18 protein-coding genes and 1 tRNA gene are annotated in these 15797 nt (G+C 68.2%); 12 read left to right on the forward strand and 7 right to left on the reverse strand.

Going from position 1 to position 15797, the window contains the following annotated elements; translation table 11 throughout:
- The first annotated feature begins 7 nt into the window (after positions 1–7).
- Together MF672_RS07785 and MF672_RS07790 are read left to right on the forward strand one after the other, a co-directional pair.
- On the forward strand, positions 8–358 hold the full coding sequence (locus tag MF672_RS07785) for a metallopeptidase family protein (protein ID WP_407654715.1): 351 nt from the start codon (positions 8–10) through the stop codon (positions 356–358).
- Positions 359–481: 123 nt separating this feature from the next.
- Entirely contained in the window at positions 482–1792 is a 1311-nt protein-coding gene (locus MF672_RS07790) for an MFS transporter (protein WP_308210467.1), read from the forward strand.
- Here MF672_RS07790 and MF672_RS07795 read toward each other — a convergent pair whose 3' ends face one another.
- A complete protein-coding gene (locus MF672_RS07795; protein WP_242371873.1) occupies positions 1793–2116 on the reverse strand; it encodes a PspC domain-containing protein in 324 nt (107 codons plus the stop codon).
- Positions 2117–2230: 114 nt separating this feature from the next.
- Between MF672_RS07795 and MF672_RS07800 the strand changes: the two genes are divergently transcribed.
- Both MF672_RS07800 and MF672_RS07805 read left to right on the forward strand, forming a co-directional pair.
- Positions 2231–3385, forward strand: a complete 1155-nt coding sequence (locus tag MF672_RS07800) for an acyl-CoA dehydrogenase family protein (RefSeq protein ID WP_242371872.1) — start codon at positions 2231–2233, stop codon at positions 3383–3385.
- Positions 3386–3502: 117 nt separating this feature from the next.
- Positions 3503–3578, forward strand: a tRNA-Lys gene (locus MF672_RS07805).
- Positions 3579–3662: 84 nt separating this feature from the next.
- On the opposite strand, the gene MF672_RS07810 is transcribed toward MF672_RS07805, so the two are convergent.
- Positions 3663–4166 carry a hypothetical protein gene (locus MF672_RS07810; protein WP_242371871.1) on the reverse strand — a complete coding sequence of 168 codons (504 nt, stop codon included), beginning with the start codon at positions 4164–4166 and terminating at the stop codon, positions 3663–3665.
- Here MF672_RS07810 and MF672_RS07815 point away from each other — a divergent pair.
- The 6 genes from MF672_RS07815 to MF672_RS07840 all read left to right on the forward strand — a co-directional run bounded on the left by MF672_RS07815 (position 4133) and on the right by MF672_RS07840 (position 9745).
- Positions 4133–4759 carry a hypothetical protein gene (locus tag MF672_RS07815; RefSeq protein WP_242371950.1) on the forward strand — a complete coding sequence of 209 codons (627 nt, stop codon included), beginning with the start codon at positions 4133–4135 and terminating at the stop codon, positions 4757–4759. The genes MF672_RS07810 and MF672_RS07815 overlap by 34 nt on opposite strands.
- Positions 4678–4962 (forward strand): tyrosine-type recombinase/integrase, encoded by a 285-nt coding sequence (locus MF672_RS07820; protein WP_242371870.1) that lies wholly within the window; start codon positions 4678–4680, stop codon positions 4960–4962. Before MF672_RS07815 ends, MF672_RS07820 begins: the two co-directional genes overlap by 82 nt.
- A 26-nt stretch (positions 4963–4988) precedes the next feature.
- Entirely contained in the window at positions 4989–7646 is a 2658-nt protein-coding gene (locus MF672_RS07825) for a TOTE conflict system archaeo-eukaryotic primase domain-containing protein (RefSeq protein ID WP_242371869.1), read from the forward strand.
- A gap of 108 nt (positions 7647–7754) precedes the next feature.
- Positions 7755–8039, forward strand: a complete 285-nt coding sequence (locus tag MF672_RS07830) for a hypothetical protein (protein WP_242371867.1) — start codon at positions 7755–7757, stop codon at positions 8037–8039.
- 144 nt (positions 8040–8183) lie between these two features.
- Complete coding sequence (locus tag MF672_RS07835; RefSeq protein WP_242371866.1) at positions 8184–8390, forward strand: type II toxin-antitoxin system VapC family toxin; 207 nt, start codon at positions 8184–8186, stop codon at positions 8388–8390.
- A 188-nt stretch (positions 8391–8578) separates the two neighbouring features.
- A complete protein-coding gene (locus MF672_RS07840) occupies positions 8579–9745 on the forward strand; it encodes a DEAD/DEAH box helicase (RefSeq protein ID WP_242371864.1) in 1167 nt (388 codons plus the stop codon).
- 421 nt (positions 9746–10166) lie between these two features.
- On the opposite strand, the gene MF672_RS07845 is transcribed toward MF672_RS07840, so the two are convergent.
- The 3 genes from MF672_RS07845 to MF672_RS07850 all read right to left on the reverse strand — a co-directional run bounded on the left by MF672_RS07845 (position 10167) and on the right by MF672_RS07850 (position 11307).
- The gene (locus MF672_RS07845; RefSeq protein WP_242371863.1) at positions 10167–10541 is read right to left on the reverse strand and encodes a hypothetical protein; all 375 of its coding nucleotides are present in this window, start codon (positions 10539–10541) and stop codon (positions 10167–10169) included.
- A gap of 21 nt (positions 10542–10562) precedes the next feature.
- Positions 10563–10691, reverse strand: coding sequence for a hypothetical protein (locus tag MF672_RS51280; RefSeq protein WP_302893175.1), 129 nt, complete (start codon positions 10689–10691; stop codon positions 10563–10565).
- 226 nt (positions 10692–10917) lie between these two features.
- On the reverse strand, positions 10918–11307 hold the full coding sequence (locus MF672_RS07850; protein ID WP_242371862.1) for a sigma factor-like helix-turn-helix DNA-binding protein: 390 nt from the start codon (positions 11305–11307) through the stop codon (positions 10918–10920).
- Between the two features lie 180 nt (positions 11308–11487).
- Between MF672_RS07850 and MF672_RS07855 the strand changes: the two genes are divergently transcribed.
- On the forward strand, positions 11488–12561 hold the full coding sequence (locus tag MF672_RS07855) for a serine hydrolase domain-containing protein (RefSeq protein ID WP_242371861.1): 1074 nt from the start codon (positions 11488–11490) through the stop codon (positions 12559–12561).
- A 123-nt stretch (positions 12562–12684) separates the two neighbouring features.
- Complete coding sequence (locus MF672_RS07860; protein ID WP_242371860.1) at positions 12685–13017, forward strand: ubiquitin family protein; 333 nt, start codon at positions 12685–12687, stop codon at positions 13015–13017.
- A 161-nt stretch (positions 13018–13178) separates the two neighbouring features.
- Here the strand turns inward: MF672_RS07860 and MF672_RS07865 are convergent, their stop codons facing one another.
- Entirely contained in the window at positions 13179–14606 is a 1428-nt protein-coding gene (locus MF672_RS07865; protein ID WP_242371859.1) for a DEAD/DEAH box helicase, read from the reverse strand.
- A gap of 354 nt (positions 14607–14960) precedes the next feature.
- Positions 14961–15167, reverse strand: coding sequence for a cold-shock protein (locus tag MF672_RS07870; RefSeq protein ID WP_080044586.1), 207 nt, complete (start codon positions 15165–15167; stop codon positions 14961–14963).
- Positions 15168–15797 lie beyond the last annotated feature (630 nt).

The following is a 15797-nucleotide window of genomic DNA, read 5'->3' on the forward strand; positions in this document are numbered from 1 at the left end:
GGGCAGAATGGCAGGTGTGATCGAGGTATCGCGGGAGAAGTTCGAGGCACTCGTGTCCGAGGCGCTGGACACGATCCCCGCCGATCTCGCGTCCGCCATGAGCAACGTCGTCGTGGTCGTCGTCGATGATCCGCCGGAGCCCCACCTGCTCGGCCTGTACACCGGTGTCCCCCTCACCGAACGCGGCGACTGGTACTCAGGAGTTCTGCCCGACCGGATCGAGATCTACCGCAATCCGATATGCGAGATATGCGATACGGAGGAGGACGTCGTGGACGAAGTGCGCATCACGGTCGTCCACGAGGTCGGGCACCACTTCGGCATCTCCGACGAACGCCTGCACGAGCTCGGCTGGTAACCCTTTGCTTTTGGTTGGCTGCTATGGGTTGCGGCCCGCCCCGCCCTTCGGGCACCTTAGGTGACATAGCGAGCACGCAAAGCGAGCGTCGAAAGTCAGGCACAGCGGAGTCCAATGGGGGCCATGCGGGCGCGACGGCCGCCGGGACGTCATCGACGTGCCGACGCCGCCGCGGAAGGACAGCGAGCCACATACCGGGAAGTCATCGCCATCAGGGAGTTCCGGGCCCTGTGGTACGGCCAGGGCCTCTCCCTCCTCGGCGACCAGCTCGCGCAGGTGGCGCTCGCCGTGCTGGTCTACGACCGCACCCGGTCCGCGCTGGCCACGGCCGCCGTGTACGCGCTCACGTACCTGCCGTCGATCGTCGGCGGCCCGCTGCTGGCCGGGCTGGCCGACCGCTTCGCCCGCCGCGGCGTGATGCTGGCCTGCGACCTCCTCCGGTTCGTGCTGGTGGCGGCCATGGCGCTGCCGGTCACGCCGTTCTGGGCGTTGTGCGTGCTGGTGTTCCTCGTCGTGCTGCTGAGCGCGCCGTTCTCCGCGGCGCGGGCGGCGCTGCTGCCCGAGGTGCTCGACGGCGACGCGTACGTGATCGGCTCGGCCCTGCAGAACATGACCAACCAGGCGGGGCAGATGCTCGGCTTCGCGGCGGGCGGCGCGGTGATCGCCGCGATGGGGCCGTACCGGGCGCTGGCCGTCGACGCCGCGACGTTCCTCGCCTCGGCGCTCATCCTGGTCTCCGGGGTGCGCCGCCGCCCCGCGCCGTGCCCCGACGACGGCTCCAGGCCGTCCATGTGGACCATGGCCAGGGCCGGAGCCCGGCTCGTCTTCGGCTCGCGCAAGCTGCGGACGCTGGTGTTGTTCGCCTGGTTGTGCGGCTTCTACGTACTGCCCGAGGGCATCGCCGCGCCCTACGCGGCCCGGCTCGCCATCGGCGCGGACGCGGGCGCGCTGCCGGTTCCGGTGATCACCGGGTTGCTGATGGCCGCCATGCCGGCCGGAACGGTGATAGGTGCGTTCCTGTTCAGTAAGTTCGTCGCGCCGGCGAGGCGACTGCGGTTCATGGGGTGGCTCGCCATGCTGAGCTGCGCGCCGCTGATCGTCACGGCGTTGCGGCCGCCGCTGGCCGTCGTGCTGGCGGCGTGGGTCCTGTCAGGGGTCGGCGGGGCTTACCAGCTCGCGGCCAATGCCGCATTCGTGCAGGCGGTGCCCGCCGAGCGCCGCGCCCAGGCGTTCGGGATCGTGCAGTCCGGGCTCATGGCCGCCCAGGGGATCGGCATCCTCGTCGGCGGCTTCGCGGCGGAGAGACTCGGTCCTGAGCCGGTGGTCGCGCTGTCCGGCATCGCCGGGGTCGTCTGCGCGGCCGTGCTGGCCATGCTCTGGACCGAGTCCCGGGGTGACAAGACCTCTCGGGTGCGGGCCGAGGCCGCCGCTTGATCACGGCTGCGGCTTGTGCTCGCCGGTCGTCCAGTCGGTGCCGCCGCCGTTGCGGTTCTGCTGCTTGCTGATGAGGTCCTGGACGATGGAGGTGTCGCTGGTCTCGTCCGGCATGAGGAGCCAGCCGATCGCGTAGACGCCGACGCCGAGGCCGCCGAACAGGGTGACGACCGCCAGGGCGATCCTGATGAGGTTGGGGTCGACGCCCACGTACTCGCCGATGCCGGAGCAGACGCCCGCGACGATGCGGCCCTTCTCCGTCCTGCGGAGCTTCTTGACGGGGGTCTTGGGGGACTCGCTGCCGTACTCGTGGTATTCGCTCATGTCTCAAGACTGCCCCCGGGCCCGGTGTTAGCACATCAGGTTTCCCCCTGGTACAACCCTGGTAGCCCCCTAAGCCCGCATCCTGTCCGACTGTCCGACGGAGGGACCACCGCCATGGACGACCTGCTGCGCCTCGACGAACGACTCGACGCCGACCAGCGGCTCATCCGCGACACGGTCAGGTCGTTCGTGGCCGACCGGGTGCTGCCGCACGTCGGCGACTGGTTCGAGGAGGCCACGTTCCCGGCGCGCGAGCTCGCGCCCGAGCTGGGCGCGCTCGGGCTGCTCGGCATGCACCTGCAGGGGTACGGGTGCGCCGGGACGGACGCCGTCTCGTACGGGGTGGCCTGCCGCGAGCTGGAGGCCGGCGACTCGGGGCTGCGTTCGTTCGTGTCCGTCCAGGGATCGCTGGCGATGTTCCCCATCTGGCGGTACGGCTCCGACGAGCAGAAACAGGAGTGGCTGCCCCGCATGTCCGCCGGCGAGGCGATCGGCTGCTTCGGGCTCACCGAGCCGGACCACGGGTCCGATCCGGCGAGCATGCGGACGTACGCGAAGAAGGACGGCTCCGACTGGATACTCAACGGCTCCAAGATGTGGATCACGAACGGCTCGATCGCCGACGTCGCGGTCGTGTGGGCGCAGACGGACGAGGGCGTCCGCGGCTTCGTCGTCCCCACCTCCACGCCCGGCTTCTCCGCCCCTGAGATCCACAAGAAGCTGTCCCTGAGGGCGTCGGTCACCTCGTCCCTCTACTTCGACGACGTACGCCTGCCCGCCTCGGCCGCGCTGCCCGGCGTCACCGGCCTCAAGGGGCCGCTGTCGTGCCTGTCCGAGGCCCGCTTCGGCATCGTGTGGGGCGTGACCGGGGCGGCGCGCGCCTGCCTGGAGGCCGCCGTCGACTACGCCAGGACCCGCGTCCAGTTCGACAAGCCGATCGGGGCGTTCCAGCTCACCCAGGAGAAGCTCGCCTGGATGTACGTCGGCCTCGCCCAGGCCCAGCTCACCGCCCTCCACCTGGGCTCGCTCAAGGACGCGGGCGACCTGACGCCCCGGCAGATCAGCTTCGGCAAGCTCGCCAACGTCCGGGCCGCGCTCGACATCGCCCGCCAGGCCCGCTCGATCCTGGGCGGGAACGGGATCACGCTGGAGTACCCTGTGATCAGGCACATGAACAACCTGGAGAGTGTGCTGACGTACGAGGGGACTCAGGAGATACACACGCTGGTGCTGGGGGAAGCGCTCACCGGCCTGTCCGCCTACCGGTGACCCTCGCGCGGCGTGGCACGGGGGCGGTTCGAGCGGATGTGGGGTACCGGTGTTGATTTGACCGGTGCTGTAGCCGTCGCGAGCGGGGCGGTAGTCTCTGTACCCTTGCTGTTGCTAGGGGCGTTAGCTCAATTGGCAGAGCTGCGGACTTTTAATCCGTAGGTTCCGGGTTCGAGCCCCGGGCGCCCTACCACTCCTTAAGTGCAGGCCGAAAGCGCTTTCTTCGAGGTGGCGACACGACCTGGCGGGATCGTCTCGAAGATCATGTTCCCGCATCTCAGCACGCAACGGTGAAAAGTCCGTTCGTTGATGCGAGTCGTGACCGTCTGTGCAAGCTGCTTCCTTCACCATGCGTCCCTGGACCGTCAGGGGGAGTTGTGGCGCGGATCATCGAACGCATGGCCAGGAACGGCGTGAGATCGTGGCTGGTGAAGTGACGTACAGGTGGGGGAAGAGGCGGAAAGGCGGCTACCCCAAAGGCTGCCACGGCATCGAGGACCCGCACTTCGACGGCACCCTTGACGCCGACATGCCGACCTTCGAGCAGTACGCGCGCCACGACTACGCCACCCGCCTCGGGGCCGCCCCCACTCAGCGCTTCGTCTACCTGACCGAGGCCGAACGGCATGTCTTCCCCTTCTTCGGCCACCTGCCCCTGGATCGGATCACCCGTCGAGTGCTGCGCGAATGGGCGGAATGGATGCTCGCCAAACCATCCGCACGCAACGAACACCAGCCCGCCCCTCCGTGTCGGATGAGCAGGCGGCACGACGATGGGCACGAACCAACGACATCGCGGTCAAGAAGACCGGGCGCGTGCCGCCCAATGTGCTGCGGCAGTGGCGGGACGCAGGCGCTCCCCGACCCGCACCACCGACCCCCGCGACGCTCTCCCCGGCCACAGCGGCGAAGGTTTATCGAGGAGCGATCAAGCCGGTCTTCAAGGCGGCCACGCAGCAGGGCGAGAACCCGGACACCGCCTTGTTCATCGTGACCGAAATGGCCACCGGCCTGCGCTGGGGTGAGATCGCCGGGCTTCACGTGTCCGGCCTGGATCCGATCGGCTGCGTGATCCAGGTAGTACAGACGTACGCCTACCTACTGGACGAAACGACCGGCCGCCAGCGCTGGCCGCTCAGGCTCTACCCGAAGGGTAAGAAGCAGCGCGACGTGCCCATCTGCCACGAACTGGCGACACTCCTGGCGCGCCGCGCAACGGTCGGGATCCTGGCCAGCCCCTCTTTCAGGGACGCAGAGGCGGCTACATCGATTACGTCAACCAGCGCAACAACGTGCTGCAGCCCGCCCTCGAGCGCGCTCACCAACGCGGCCTGGCCAAGCACATCACCCCACACGCACTTCGACACACCATGATCACCATGCTCCGTGATGGCGGCGTCGCACCAGGAGCCATGCAACTCATCGCCGGACACGAGTCCCACCAGACAACCGCGGGATGCTCCGGTCAGCACACCCCCGCCCAACGAACGCTTATCCTCAACTCCGTCCATCCCGTCATCAAGGCAGCAGGATTCCTGTTCAGCAATCCAGAACACGATGGGGAAGCCTCACCGTAGGTTACGCTCGGTGTCCGCTTGGCTGCATGGCGGAAATCGCGCAGGATAGATTCGTGGATTTGTGGGCCGAATGGGACGACCCGGTCGAGCTACGAATGCGGTTGGACGCCGCCTTGGTCGAGATCGCAGAGTTGCGTGAGGAGAACGACCGGCTCAAGCATCTTCTCCGTCAGCGAGCCTCGGCTTCGCGCGAGCACGAGGCCGCCGACCCTGATCAGACCTCCGCTGCCTGCGTCAACCCGCCGCAGGACGGCTTGCCGTATGCGGACATGTCGTCGTCTCCGTCTGCGAAGCTCGCCTTGTTCAAGGCGTTGTTCGTCGGCCGCCGCGATGTGTATGCGACCCGCTTCTTCAGCCGCAAGTCCGGACGGCACGGGTGGAGCCCTGCGGAGAAGGAGTTCTGGCGTAAACGCGACGACGCCGAGCGGGAGTTCCTGCCGCTGACGGACGAGGTTCTCATCGCGCACCTGAGCCGAACCACCGACGGGCGCGACTCCCATGTTGGGCTGTATCCGATGCTGCCCGACGACACCTGCCAGTTGCTGGCGTGCGATTTCGACGGCGCGGGCTGGCAAGGCGACGCCGCCGCCTACGCGGAAGCCTGTACGCGGGCGGGCATCCCTACGGCGGCGGAGATTTCCCGGTCCGGAGCCGGTGCCCACGTGTGGATGTTCTTCACCGAGCCCGTCCTGGCCGCGTCGGCACGTGCCATCGGCATGGGACTGTTGCGTGAGGCGATCGACCGGCGAGGCACGATGTCGCTGACCAGCTATGACCGGCTGTTTCCCGCGCAGGATTCGCTTCCGGTCAAGGCGGCGGCCCGGTTCCGGTTCGGGAATCTGATCGCGCTGCCGTTGCACGGCAGCAGTCGGGAGCAGGGCACAACGCTGTTCTGCGACCCACGAAACTGGCAGCCTTATGAGGACCAGTTCGCGTTCCTGTCCGGTGTGCGCCGGCTACGCCCGGTCGAGGTGGATGCACTGGTGAAGCGGTTCGGCCAGATCGACGCCGGACCGTCGACGTCGGGCAGGCTACCGGCCAAACCGCGTAGGGAAGCGCTGGGTGTCGCTCCTCAACAGGTGCACGCACGGCTCGGCGCAATGCTGGCGATTTCGACCGACAGCCTGCCCACGCCACTGATCGCCGCTCTCAAACACCTGGCCGCCTTTCACAACCCGGAGTTCTACCGGCGGCAGTCGATGCGGTACTCCACCTTCGCCACTCCGCGCTTCATATGCTGCTTCGATGACAGCGACCCCGACTGGCTACGACTCCCACGAGGGCTGGCAGAGCAAGCGGAACATCTGATCGCGGCAGCGGGCGGCGCCATCGAGATCACCACCACGGTGCCGGACCATGACCCCATCGCGGTGCGTTTCACCGGTGAGCTGACGGATGTACAGACCGAGGCGGTCACCGCGATGGCCAAGCACCTCATGGGAGTCCTGATGGCGCCACCCGGCGCGGGCAAGACCGTGATGGCCTGCGCACTGATCGCCCGGCACCAAGTACCAACTGCGATCATCGTGAACCGCGCCGAACTGCTCGACCAATGGAGAGACCGGCTGACGATGATCCTCGATCTTGACGGAGCGCAGGTGGGTGCCAAGGGCAGGGGCAAGGACAAGCGGCACGGAGTCGTCGATGTCATCATGCTGCAGTCCGTTGCCCACCGCGACGCCGACCCATCGCTACTGGACGCGTACGGCATGGTCATCGTCGACGAATGTCATGCGGTCGGTGCTCCGGCCGCCGAGGCCGCCATCCGTCAGGTGGCAGTGAAGCGCTGGATCGGGCTCTCTGCGACGCCATACCGGGCCGACCAGATGGACGCGCTCATCACCATGCAGTGCGGACCGATCCGCCATGAGATCACCTCTGAGGTGTCGTTCGCCCAGCGGCTCATTGTTCACGCGACCGGCTTCAGCAGCGAGGAGATCGGAAACGACGGCGCCTCCTTCCAAGCGATCTATGGCGAACTGGCCGCAGACGAGACCCGGACCGCCCGGATCGCCGCTGACGTCGCGGACGCGGCGAGCCGAGGCAGGAACAGCCTCCTGTTGACCAACCGAATGGAACACCTCGAACGCTTGGCCGCGGCCCTGGAGGACAAGGGCATGACCGTGACACTCCTTCACGGGCAGCTCAGCACCGCAGAACGCGACCGCGTCCGCACCCGCCTTGCCGATGCCGGGGCAGGCCCGCTGGTGCTCCTGGCCATCGACAAGGTCGCAGGCGAAGGATTCGATCTGCCGCGACTGGACGCCCTGTTCCTCGCGATGCCGATCTCGTTCAAAGGAAAGGTGATCCAGCACGTCGGCCGGATCATGCGAGAAGCCGCCACCAAGCACGACGTCGAAGTCCACGACTATCTGGACGCACAAGTCCCACAGTTGGAACGCATGTACGGCAAGCGGCGCCGCACCCTCACCCGCCTCGGCTTCACCACCACAGCATCCGGCTCAAATGAGCACCCACCAGCCACCGACGCGCCCCCGCGCCCTTCCTCGCCAAAGACACCAGCAGAGATCACACGTCCAAGCGACCAGCAGCCGATCGCATCGCAGGTGCGCGCGTGGGCTCGTGAACATGGACTCCCGGTCGCCGACCGCGGCAGACTCCGCCCTGAGATCTGGGAAGCCTGGCATGCCGCCGCCGACATCACGCCCGGGGAGAACCCCTGACTCTGCGGAAACCGCAGGAGGATGCCGGCCATCGGCCAGAGTGAAGCTCGGCCACCAGTTACGCTGGAGGTGCAACTCAGGCACCGCGACGGAGGGAGTCGAGCGACGGTGAGCGTGGACCTCGAACACGAGCCCATCCATGACCTCGCCCGCCGGGTCATCCGGCTGGCCGAGGAAACCCAGCACGCCGCTCAAGTGCTCGAACGCCGCCTGGATGCGCTGGAACGCCGTTCCGAAGCCGCCGGCAGGGCCGAACGCATTCTGAGCGTTGCCGCCGGCATGCGGACGCACCTCGGTCGAGGTCGACTGTCCGTGGAAGATCTGTACGACCAGGACACTGGTCTTCCCGCGGATCATCGACTCCAGCGCCATCATTGCGGTCATCAACGGTGAGCCAGAGGCCGTCCCATTCGCTCACACCATCGCCGCAAACGTGTGTCGCATCTCAGCCGTCAACTACGTCGAAGCGGCCATCGTGGCGGACAACCGTGGTGAAGCCATGCGCAACGCCTTGCCTTCGACACGCTCGTTGATGAGATGGGCCTCATCATCGAGCCAGTAACGCCTCATCAGGCCAGGATCGCGCGCCGGGCGTACCAGACCTACGGCAAAGGCAACAATTCCAAGGCCAAGCTCAACATGGGCGACTGCTTCGCCTACGCGCTCGCCAAAGACCTCGACCAGCCCCTGCTCTTCAAAGGCGAGGACTTCCCGCACACCGACATCACCCCCGCACAGCCCTGACGGTCCAGCAGTCTCTTGCCAAGCTGATCGAAGGGGTTCCCGCATCCCGCAGGAGTATCGTGTGCTCCTGTGACTCGGCTCCCTGACGATCCAGCTGGCGATCGGCATCCTCGGCCTGCCGCTGCCCGACCCGTCACCGGCCGGAGCCGAGTGAACCCGCGCGTTCGGACGCTGGATTGGGTGAGAGCGTGAGCGAATACCAGTACTACGAGTTCCTGGCCATCGACCGGCCGCTCACCGACCAGCAGCAGGCCGAGGTGCGCGCCCTGTCCACCCGGGCCCACATCACCGCAACCAGCTTCACCAACGAGTACCACTGGGGCGACTTCCACGGAGACCCGTCCCGCCTGATGGAGCGTTACTACGACGCCCACCTGTATCTGGCCAACTGGGGCACGCACCGGATCATGCTGCGTCTGCCCAAGGCCGTGCTCGACCCCAAGCAGGCAGAACGCTACCGCGTGGGCGAGCAGGTCAGCACCTGGACCAGCGGCGGACACCTCATCCTCGACTTCACCAGCGAGGCGGAGGAGGAGTACTGGGAGGACAACGTCGAACGATCGCTGTCGGCGATTGTCGGCATCCGCGCCGAGCTGGCCGCCGGGGATTCGCGGCCGCTCTATCTGGCCTGGCTGTCGGCGTACGGTGCATGGGAACGTGACGAGGACGCCTTCGACTACGAGGAAGAGGACGCGCTGGAGCCGCCCGTCCCGCCGGGGCTGGGTTCGCTCAGCGCGCCGCAACGAGCCCTGGCCGACTTCCTGCGCCTGGACGACGACCTGCTCGCTGCCGCCGCCGAAGCCAGCCCGCCGGCGCAACCCGTACAGCACGACCGAAAGGCCGTTGCCGCCTGGATCGGCGCGCTGCCCGCCAAACGCAAGGACGCGCTGCTGCTGCGGGTGATCGAAGAGGACGGCGTGAAGGTCCGGTGGGAGTTGCTGCGCGAGTTCGCCGGCGGAACCACCGGCCAGGAGGTGGAGACGGGGCGGACGGTCGCCGAACTGCTGGACGCCGCCAGCGCCCGCCGCCACGTACGCGAGCAGCAGGAGGCCGCGCAGCGCGCCGAAGAACAGGCCCGCCAGGAACAGGAGCGACGGCAGGCCAGGGAGCTGCGCCTGAACCGGCTCGCCCAGGATCTCGACGCCGCGTGGGACGTGGTGGAGACCACCATCGGCACCAAGAAGCCCCGAGAATACGACCTGGCCGTCGAACTCCTGCGCGACCTGCACGCCCTGGCCCTCCGTGACGAGGACGCCGGCGCCTTCACCCAGCGCCTCACCCACCTCCGGGAACGACACCGGGGCAAGCCAAGTCTCATCAAACGGCTCAACGACGCGGGCCTCACAGCCGGGTAACCGGCGATTGCATGCCTGGTGACCAGCGGTCCGCACCGCGGCGGCCTCGACATCACCATCGATCTGGCCGCGCGCGAACGATCGCCCGACTCGGCACCCCTCACTCGGGCCGCTCGCCAGGAGCCGGCACAGGTCTTCCCGGCTTGCTGGACGCACCCTTCGGGCAGCCGGGGCCCGTCGCCGGTCCAGCCGAGTGCCTTGACCACCTGTGCCGAGGCCAGGTCGCCGACCTCCAGGCCGGAGGTGGCGGGCAGTGGCCCGGCCACTAGCGTGGTCGTGCCGAGCACGTCGCCGCTGGAGCGGTCGATCACCAGCCGCCGTTCCAGCGGGTCTCGATCGACTTTGCGGACGATGGCCATGCCGGTTCGCCCGTCGGCGTCCCTGGCCTCGTCCACGGTTCGCGCGCCCGGCAGCGCGGCCATCATGGCAGGACGGCGGCCCGCACGGCGGACGGGGCAGGCGTGTTCATGAGGATGGTCTCGCCCATGAGCCACAGGGTGTCCTGCTCCGAGTACTGCTTGACGGAGGAACGGCCGGCAGGTTCGCGGCGCTCCTCGTCGCGCAGCCGCAGCAGCTCCGCTTCCAGCCGCCGCGGGTCCTGCGGGAGTGTGAGGAGCTGGGCACGGGACAGTGAGACCTCGCCGAGCTCGAAGCCCTCCGGGAAGGAGTAGTCCCGCCGGCCCTGCACGCCTTCGCAGCCCACCTGGAAGCCGCACAGGTCGGGCGCGCCCGCGGCACGCCATTTCCGTTCGTCGGCGGTCGTGTCCGGCCGGCTGTAGAGCGACGTGGTCTCCACGGCGGGGCCGCGAGGAGTCGCTCAGGAGACCCGGCGGACGTTGTCCTCGATGGTGTACGTCTGCCTGGCCGGCCGCCCCCACGTCAGCGTCTCCGATTCGCTGCGCCAGTACGCACGCGGCTGCTCGGCTCGCCGCGCCAGCGCGTCCACGACCGCGCTGAACCCCGCCGGACCCTCGGAGAGCCCAGCAGCGAGGGGACGATCGCGACCGCGCCGAGCACCATCGCGACGGAGGCCGCCGCCAGTACCGGCAGTCCCCGCACGCCTCTGCGCGGCCGGATCGAGACGGGAGTTCCGGCGGCTTTCAGGCTCTCCGGGGTCACCAGTTCCGCACCCGCGGCGAACGCGTCACGGAGCCGGGCTTCAACCTGACGGGTCATCGCTCCTCCTGCAGTGTCGCGGCGAGCGCCTTCAGCGCCCGCGATGCCGTCGATTTGACCGTTCCGCGGCTGACCCCCATCACCTGGGCGATCTCCGCCTCCGACAGGTCGAGGTAGAACCGCAGCACCGTCCGGCACCCGTTGACCACGGCCGCCCGCAGATATGGCAGCACCTGCCCGCGGTCGGCCAGCCGGCTCCACCTGCGATACACCGCGGCGAACGCGTCCTGCACCACGTCCTCGGCGCTCTCCTGGTCACCCACCAGCAGGAACGCCAGGCGCACGAGCGCGAGGCGGTGGGCGAGGAACAACTCGGTGACGACCGCGTCGGCCGAGGCCTCGCCGCCCGGAGCACCGGGCGGGGAGTGGATGATCTCAGACTTCATACCACCTACATGCGCAAGCCCCTCAACAGGTTGCGTCACTCCGTCGATCGAGCGGGCGGGAGCTCGCCAGTGTCGCAGACACCGCATCTGGACCACCTATGGTTCACCGATCGCCCGCCCATACGCGTCGGCCGATAAATGTGATCGCCCTCGACATTCCCGTAGAGAGGATCACAGGAAATGAGCCGTGCACGAGCGACCTGCGTGACCGGGCTGGCCATCGCCCTATTGGCATCGAGCCTCCAGACGCCGGCCAACGCCGCCGACCAGGCGAAGCCCGCGAACATCAAGCAGGCGATCGACACCGTGGCCGCCATCGACGGCGTGGTGGGCGTCATCGCCGAGCTGTACGTCGACGGCAATCGGAAGGGCCAGGCAAGCGCGGGAACCCGCCTGATCGGCGGCAAGGGCGGGCGCATCCCGCCGGGGTCCCGCTACCGCATCGCGTCCCAGACCAAGCTGATGGAGGCGGCGGTCGTCCTGCAACTGGCCGGGGAGGGCAAGCTCGGCCTGGACGACAAGCTCGGCGACATCCTGCCCGGCGTGTACGGGGAAGGGGACGAGAAGATCACCGTACAGGACCTGATCCGGCACACCTCCGGCATCCCCGACTCCGCCGAAGCCGGGAAGTTCGACGTCTTCGACTTCACCACCGCCTACAAGCCCATCGACCTGGTGAAGGCCGCCCGTGCCCTCCCTCAGGGCGAGCTCGGGAAATACCGCTACGCCACCACCAACTACGTCCTCCTCGGCATGATCATCGAGAAGGTGACCGGCCACGACCGGGCCGCCGAGTTCCAGCGGCGCCTGTTCGCCCCGCTCGGCATGGAGCACACCTACCTGGCCACCAAGATCTCCGACCAGATCAAGGGCCCGCACGGCCACGGCTACTACCCGGACGCCGACGGCCGGCCGCGCGACGTCGACCGGCTCAACGCCACCAGCTACGGCGTCGAAGGAGCGATCTCCACCGCGCACGACGTCAGCGCCTTCTTCCGCGCGCTCAACCAGGGCAAGCTGGTGCCCTCAGAGCTGTCGAAGCAGCTGCCGCGCCCCTTCCCCGAGCTGTGCGGCGGCACGGTCTCCTCGGCCTCGGGCGGCCTGCCCGGAATCAGCTCGGTCACCTTCTCCTCCGCCGACGGCCGGACCCAGCTCGCGATGGCAGCCACGCTGAAGATCGACAATGAGAAGGCCATGGCCGTCGGCGACGCCATGAAGCAGGCCGCCGAAGCCGTACTCTGCCCCGGCCGATGACCGCAGGTCAGTCACCCTTGCATCCGACGAGAGCTTTCATGAGACGACGAACCCGTGGCATGCTGCTCACGGCGCCGATCGCGTACACCCTGATGTTGACCGGCTGCGGCTGCGGCGACGGAGGTGGCCTCGGCCGGCGGCACGGGCAAGCAGACCGCGGCAGGCGCGCCGCCCAGCGCGGACTCGCAGGAGAAGGCGCTGAAGTTCGCCCAGTGCATGCGCGAGAACGGCGTCGACATGCCGGACCCCGACGGCAGCGGCAAGATGACGATGACGTTCGACGCGCCGCAGGACAAGGTCCAGGCGGCCCAGGAGACGCGCCGGCAGTACGTCCCCAGCGGGTGCAGCGGTTTCCCAGCCGCTTGCCTGTCACCGCGTCGGCGCAGCCACAACGCCGACACACCACGGGATCTTGAGCGCATGCCGTCGCCCTCCCCTCACGCTTGGATCACGTGAGACGACGGCGACGACAGCATCTACGTCCGACGAAGATCAGGTAGATCTCCTCGCCTCAATCTTTCTCGACCTTGAGGCGGTCGTCCATCGCCCCGGCCGAGCGCCGCAGACAACAGGTCCCGACCAGCCCGGGACCTCGCCCGCCGGCCGGCCATCAGCTGCTACCGGAATCGTCTGCCGTTCCGTCCCGACCGACGACCGGCGACCGGTGCCGTGATGGTCACGGGGACGCCTGAGGGAGCTTGGGCGCCCGTGATGCGCCTCAGCTCGGCCTCGCCCGAACGGACCTCGCTGGTCTGCGGGACGATGCCGGCGTCGGCCATCAAACGGGTCATGTCACGACGCTGGTTGGGCAGCACCAGGGTGACGACGCTGCCGGACTCGCCGGCGCGGGCGGTGCGGCCGCCGCGATGCAGGTAGTCCTTGTGGTCGTTCGGCGGGTCGACGTTGACGACGAGGTCCAGGTTGTCGACGTGGATGCCGCGGGCCGCGACGTTGGTCGCCACCAGCGCCGTGACATGGCCGCTCTTGAACTGGTCGAGAGTGCGGGTGCGCTGGGGCTGCGACTTGCCTCCGTGCAGCGCGGCGGCGCGCACTCCGCTGTTCAGCAGCTGTTCGGTGAGCCGGTCCACAGCGTGCTTGGTGTCCAGGAACATGATCACCCGGCCGTCGCGAGCAGCGATCTCCACAGTGGTGGCCTGCTTGTCGGCACCCTGGACGTGCAGCACGTGGTGCTCCATCGTGGTGACCGCGCCCGCCGAGGGGTCGACCGAATGGACCACCGGGTCGTTCAGATAGCGGCGGACCAGCAGATCGACGTTGCGGTCCAAAGTGGCGGAGAACAGCATGCGCTGGCCACCTGGGCGCACCTGGTCGAGCAGGTGGGTGATCTGCGGCATGAAGCCCATGTCGGCCATCTGGTCGGCCTCATCCAGCACGGTGACGCCGACCTGGTCCAGGCGGCACTCGCCACGCTCGATGAGATCCCTGAGCCGTCCCGGGGTCGCTACGACGACCTCCGCGCCGTTGCGCAGCGCCTGGGCCTGGCGGCCGATCGACATGCCGCCGACGACCGTGGCCAGCCGCAGCTTCAGTGCTTGGGCGTACGGCGTGAGCGCATCGGTGACCTGCTGGGCCAGTTCCCTGGTGGGGACGAGGATCAGAGCAAGCGGTCGCCGCGACTGTGCCCGCTGTCCGGAGGTGCGGACGAGCAGGGCCAGGCCGAAGGCGAGCGTCTTGCCCGACCCGGTGCGCCCCCGCCCCAGGACGTCCCGGCCGGCCAGGGAGTTCGGCAGCGTGGCCGCCTGGATCGGGAACGGTTCGTTCAAGCCCAGGCTGGTGAGCACCTTCAGCAGCGCGGGCGGCATGCTCAGCTCAGCGAACGTCGCGGCTGCGGGCAGGGCCGGGGTGACAGTGACCGGCAGCGCGAACTCTCCCTGGACCGCAGCGGGACGCCGCCCGTTGCCGCCCCGGCTGGAGGCGCCTGAACGGCCCTGAGCCCGAGAGCCGAGTCGGCCGCCCCTGCTTCGGGCGGAGCCGCCCGTCCGGGGCGAAGAGTTGCGATCGTGCGCGCGAGTTGTGTGGTTCATGCAGAACCTTCCTCAATGCGGCACGTGTCAGGTGGTTCTCGGTGCGATGAGCGGCACAAGAACAGCGAGCACGAGCCGAAGAAAAGACGAGTCGAACCGGCGGAAACGGCCTGGGCTCGTACGTCGAAATGGTCGGCTTTCGCCGAAAGAACGCGGCTGTGCTGCCGCGCCGTAGACCTGGAGCGGGCCTGTGCCCGCACCGGAGCCATCGGTGGTGCATCCGGTGTGCGGCGGAAGAACAGCCACGCTGCGCTTCTCGGGTTGTGAGGCCATCACGGCACGAGGGATGCCACAAAAGCAACGCGCCGGGTCCGCGCCCTACGGCGCGAGCCCCGGCTACGTGGTGCCTCAGTGTCAGGCGGGAACGATGTTCTCGGCCTGCGGGCCCTTCTGGCCCTGCGTGACGTCGAAGGCCACCTTCTGGCCCTCGTGCAGCTCACGGTAGCCGCCGTTGGCGACGATGTTGGAGTAGTGCGCGAAGACGTCGGCGCCGCCGCCGTCCTGCTCGATGAAGCCGAAGCCCTTTTCCGCGTTGAACCACTTCACGGTGCCAGAAGCCATGTTGATCTCCTTTGATAGGTGCAAAGCCGAAATCCGCATCGAACGGATCCCGCGTCGCCGCGGCAGGACCACACCCGGAGATGACCGGCAAACAAAAAATGCACCTGGGCTACATACCGTCAGGTGCACACAAGTCTTTATGGGTACCACAACTGCAACTGACCCCAATCTAGCACATGTGCCGTCGTGCTGCGCACGCCCCCCGCCAAAAGCCGGCGCGGCCTGCCTGTGCGGCCGAGGAGACCAGCAGGTCGGCGCGGCACCCGGCGGCAGCGGCCAGGACGGACGGACCTTCCAGCCGGAGCAGCCCCGGCGCTGGTCAGCGGCGGCCTCGTTCGGGAAGTGGCCGCGGGCCCGGACGGCCTCACGGATACGGGCATTGCCTCTTTCGATGGTGTTACGGCACGAACTCCGTCCAACTGGTCGCCCACAGCCGCACGATCGCCGGGTACTTCGGGGCGGTGTTGCCTCCGCGGCACTGCCTCAGATGCAGGAGACGGAAAGCCACCAGGCCGGGGTGACGGCCTCCCATGTCAGCGGCGCTGTCAGGACGGCGTCGGCCCCGTATCAGCGCGTTCGGCGACGGTAGTCCCCATGAACGGCCCACCGGCCGACCGGCCGACCGGACCG

It is taken from the genome of Actinomadura luzonensis, from assembly GCF_022664455.2.
Lineage (GTDB): Bacteria > Actinomycetota > Actinomycetes > Streptosporangiales > Streptosporangiaceae > Nonomuraea > Nonomuraea luzonensis.

Coding starts and splice junctions, on each gene's coding strand:
- MF672_RS07785 (WP_407654715.1), top strand. CDS start 8: ATGGCAGGTGTGATCGAGGTATCGCGGGAGAAGTTCGAGGCACTCGTG.
- MF672_RS07790 (WP_308210467.1), top strand. CDS start 482: ATGCGGGCGCGACGGCCGCCGGGACGTCATCGACGTGCCGACGCCGCC.
- MF672_RS07795 (WP_242371873.1), bottom strand. CDS start 2,116: ATGAGCGAATACCACGAGTACGGCAGCGAGTCCCCCAAGACCCCCGTC.
- MF672_RS07800 (WP_242371872.1), top strand. CDS start 2,231: ATGGACGACCTGCTGCGCCTCGACGAACGACTCGACGCCGACCAGCGG.
- MF672_RS07825 (WP_242371869.1), top strand. CDS start 4,989: ATGGCGGAAATCGCGCAGGATAGATTCGTGGATTTGTGGGCCGAATGG.
- MF672_RS07835 (WP_242371866.1), top strand. CDS start 8,184: ATGGGCCTCATCATCGAGCCAGTAACGCCTCATCAGGCCAGGATCGCG.
- MF672_RS07850 (WP_242371862.1), bottom strand. CDS start 11,307: ATGAAGTCTGAGATCATCCACTCCCCGCCCGGTGCTCCGGGCGGCGAG.
- MF672_RS07855 (WP_242371861.1), top strand. CDS start 11,488: ATGAGCCGTGCACGAGCGACCTGCGTGACCGGGCTGGCCATCGCCCTA.
- MF672_RS07865 (WP_242371859.1), bottom strand. CDS start 14,606: ATGAACCACACAACTCGCGCGCACGATCGCAACTCTTCGCCCCGGACG.
- MF672_RS07870 (WP_080044586.1), bottom strand. CDS start 15,167: ATGGCTTCTGGCACCGTGAAGTGGTTCAACGCGGAAAAGGGCTTCGGC.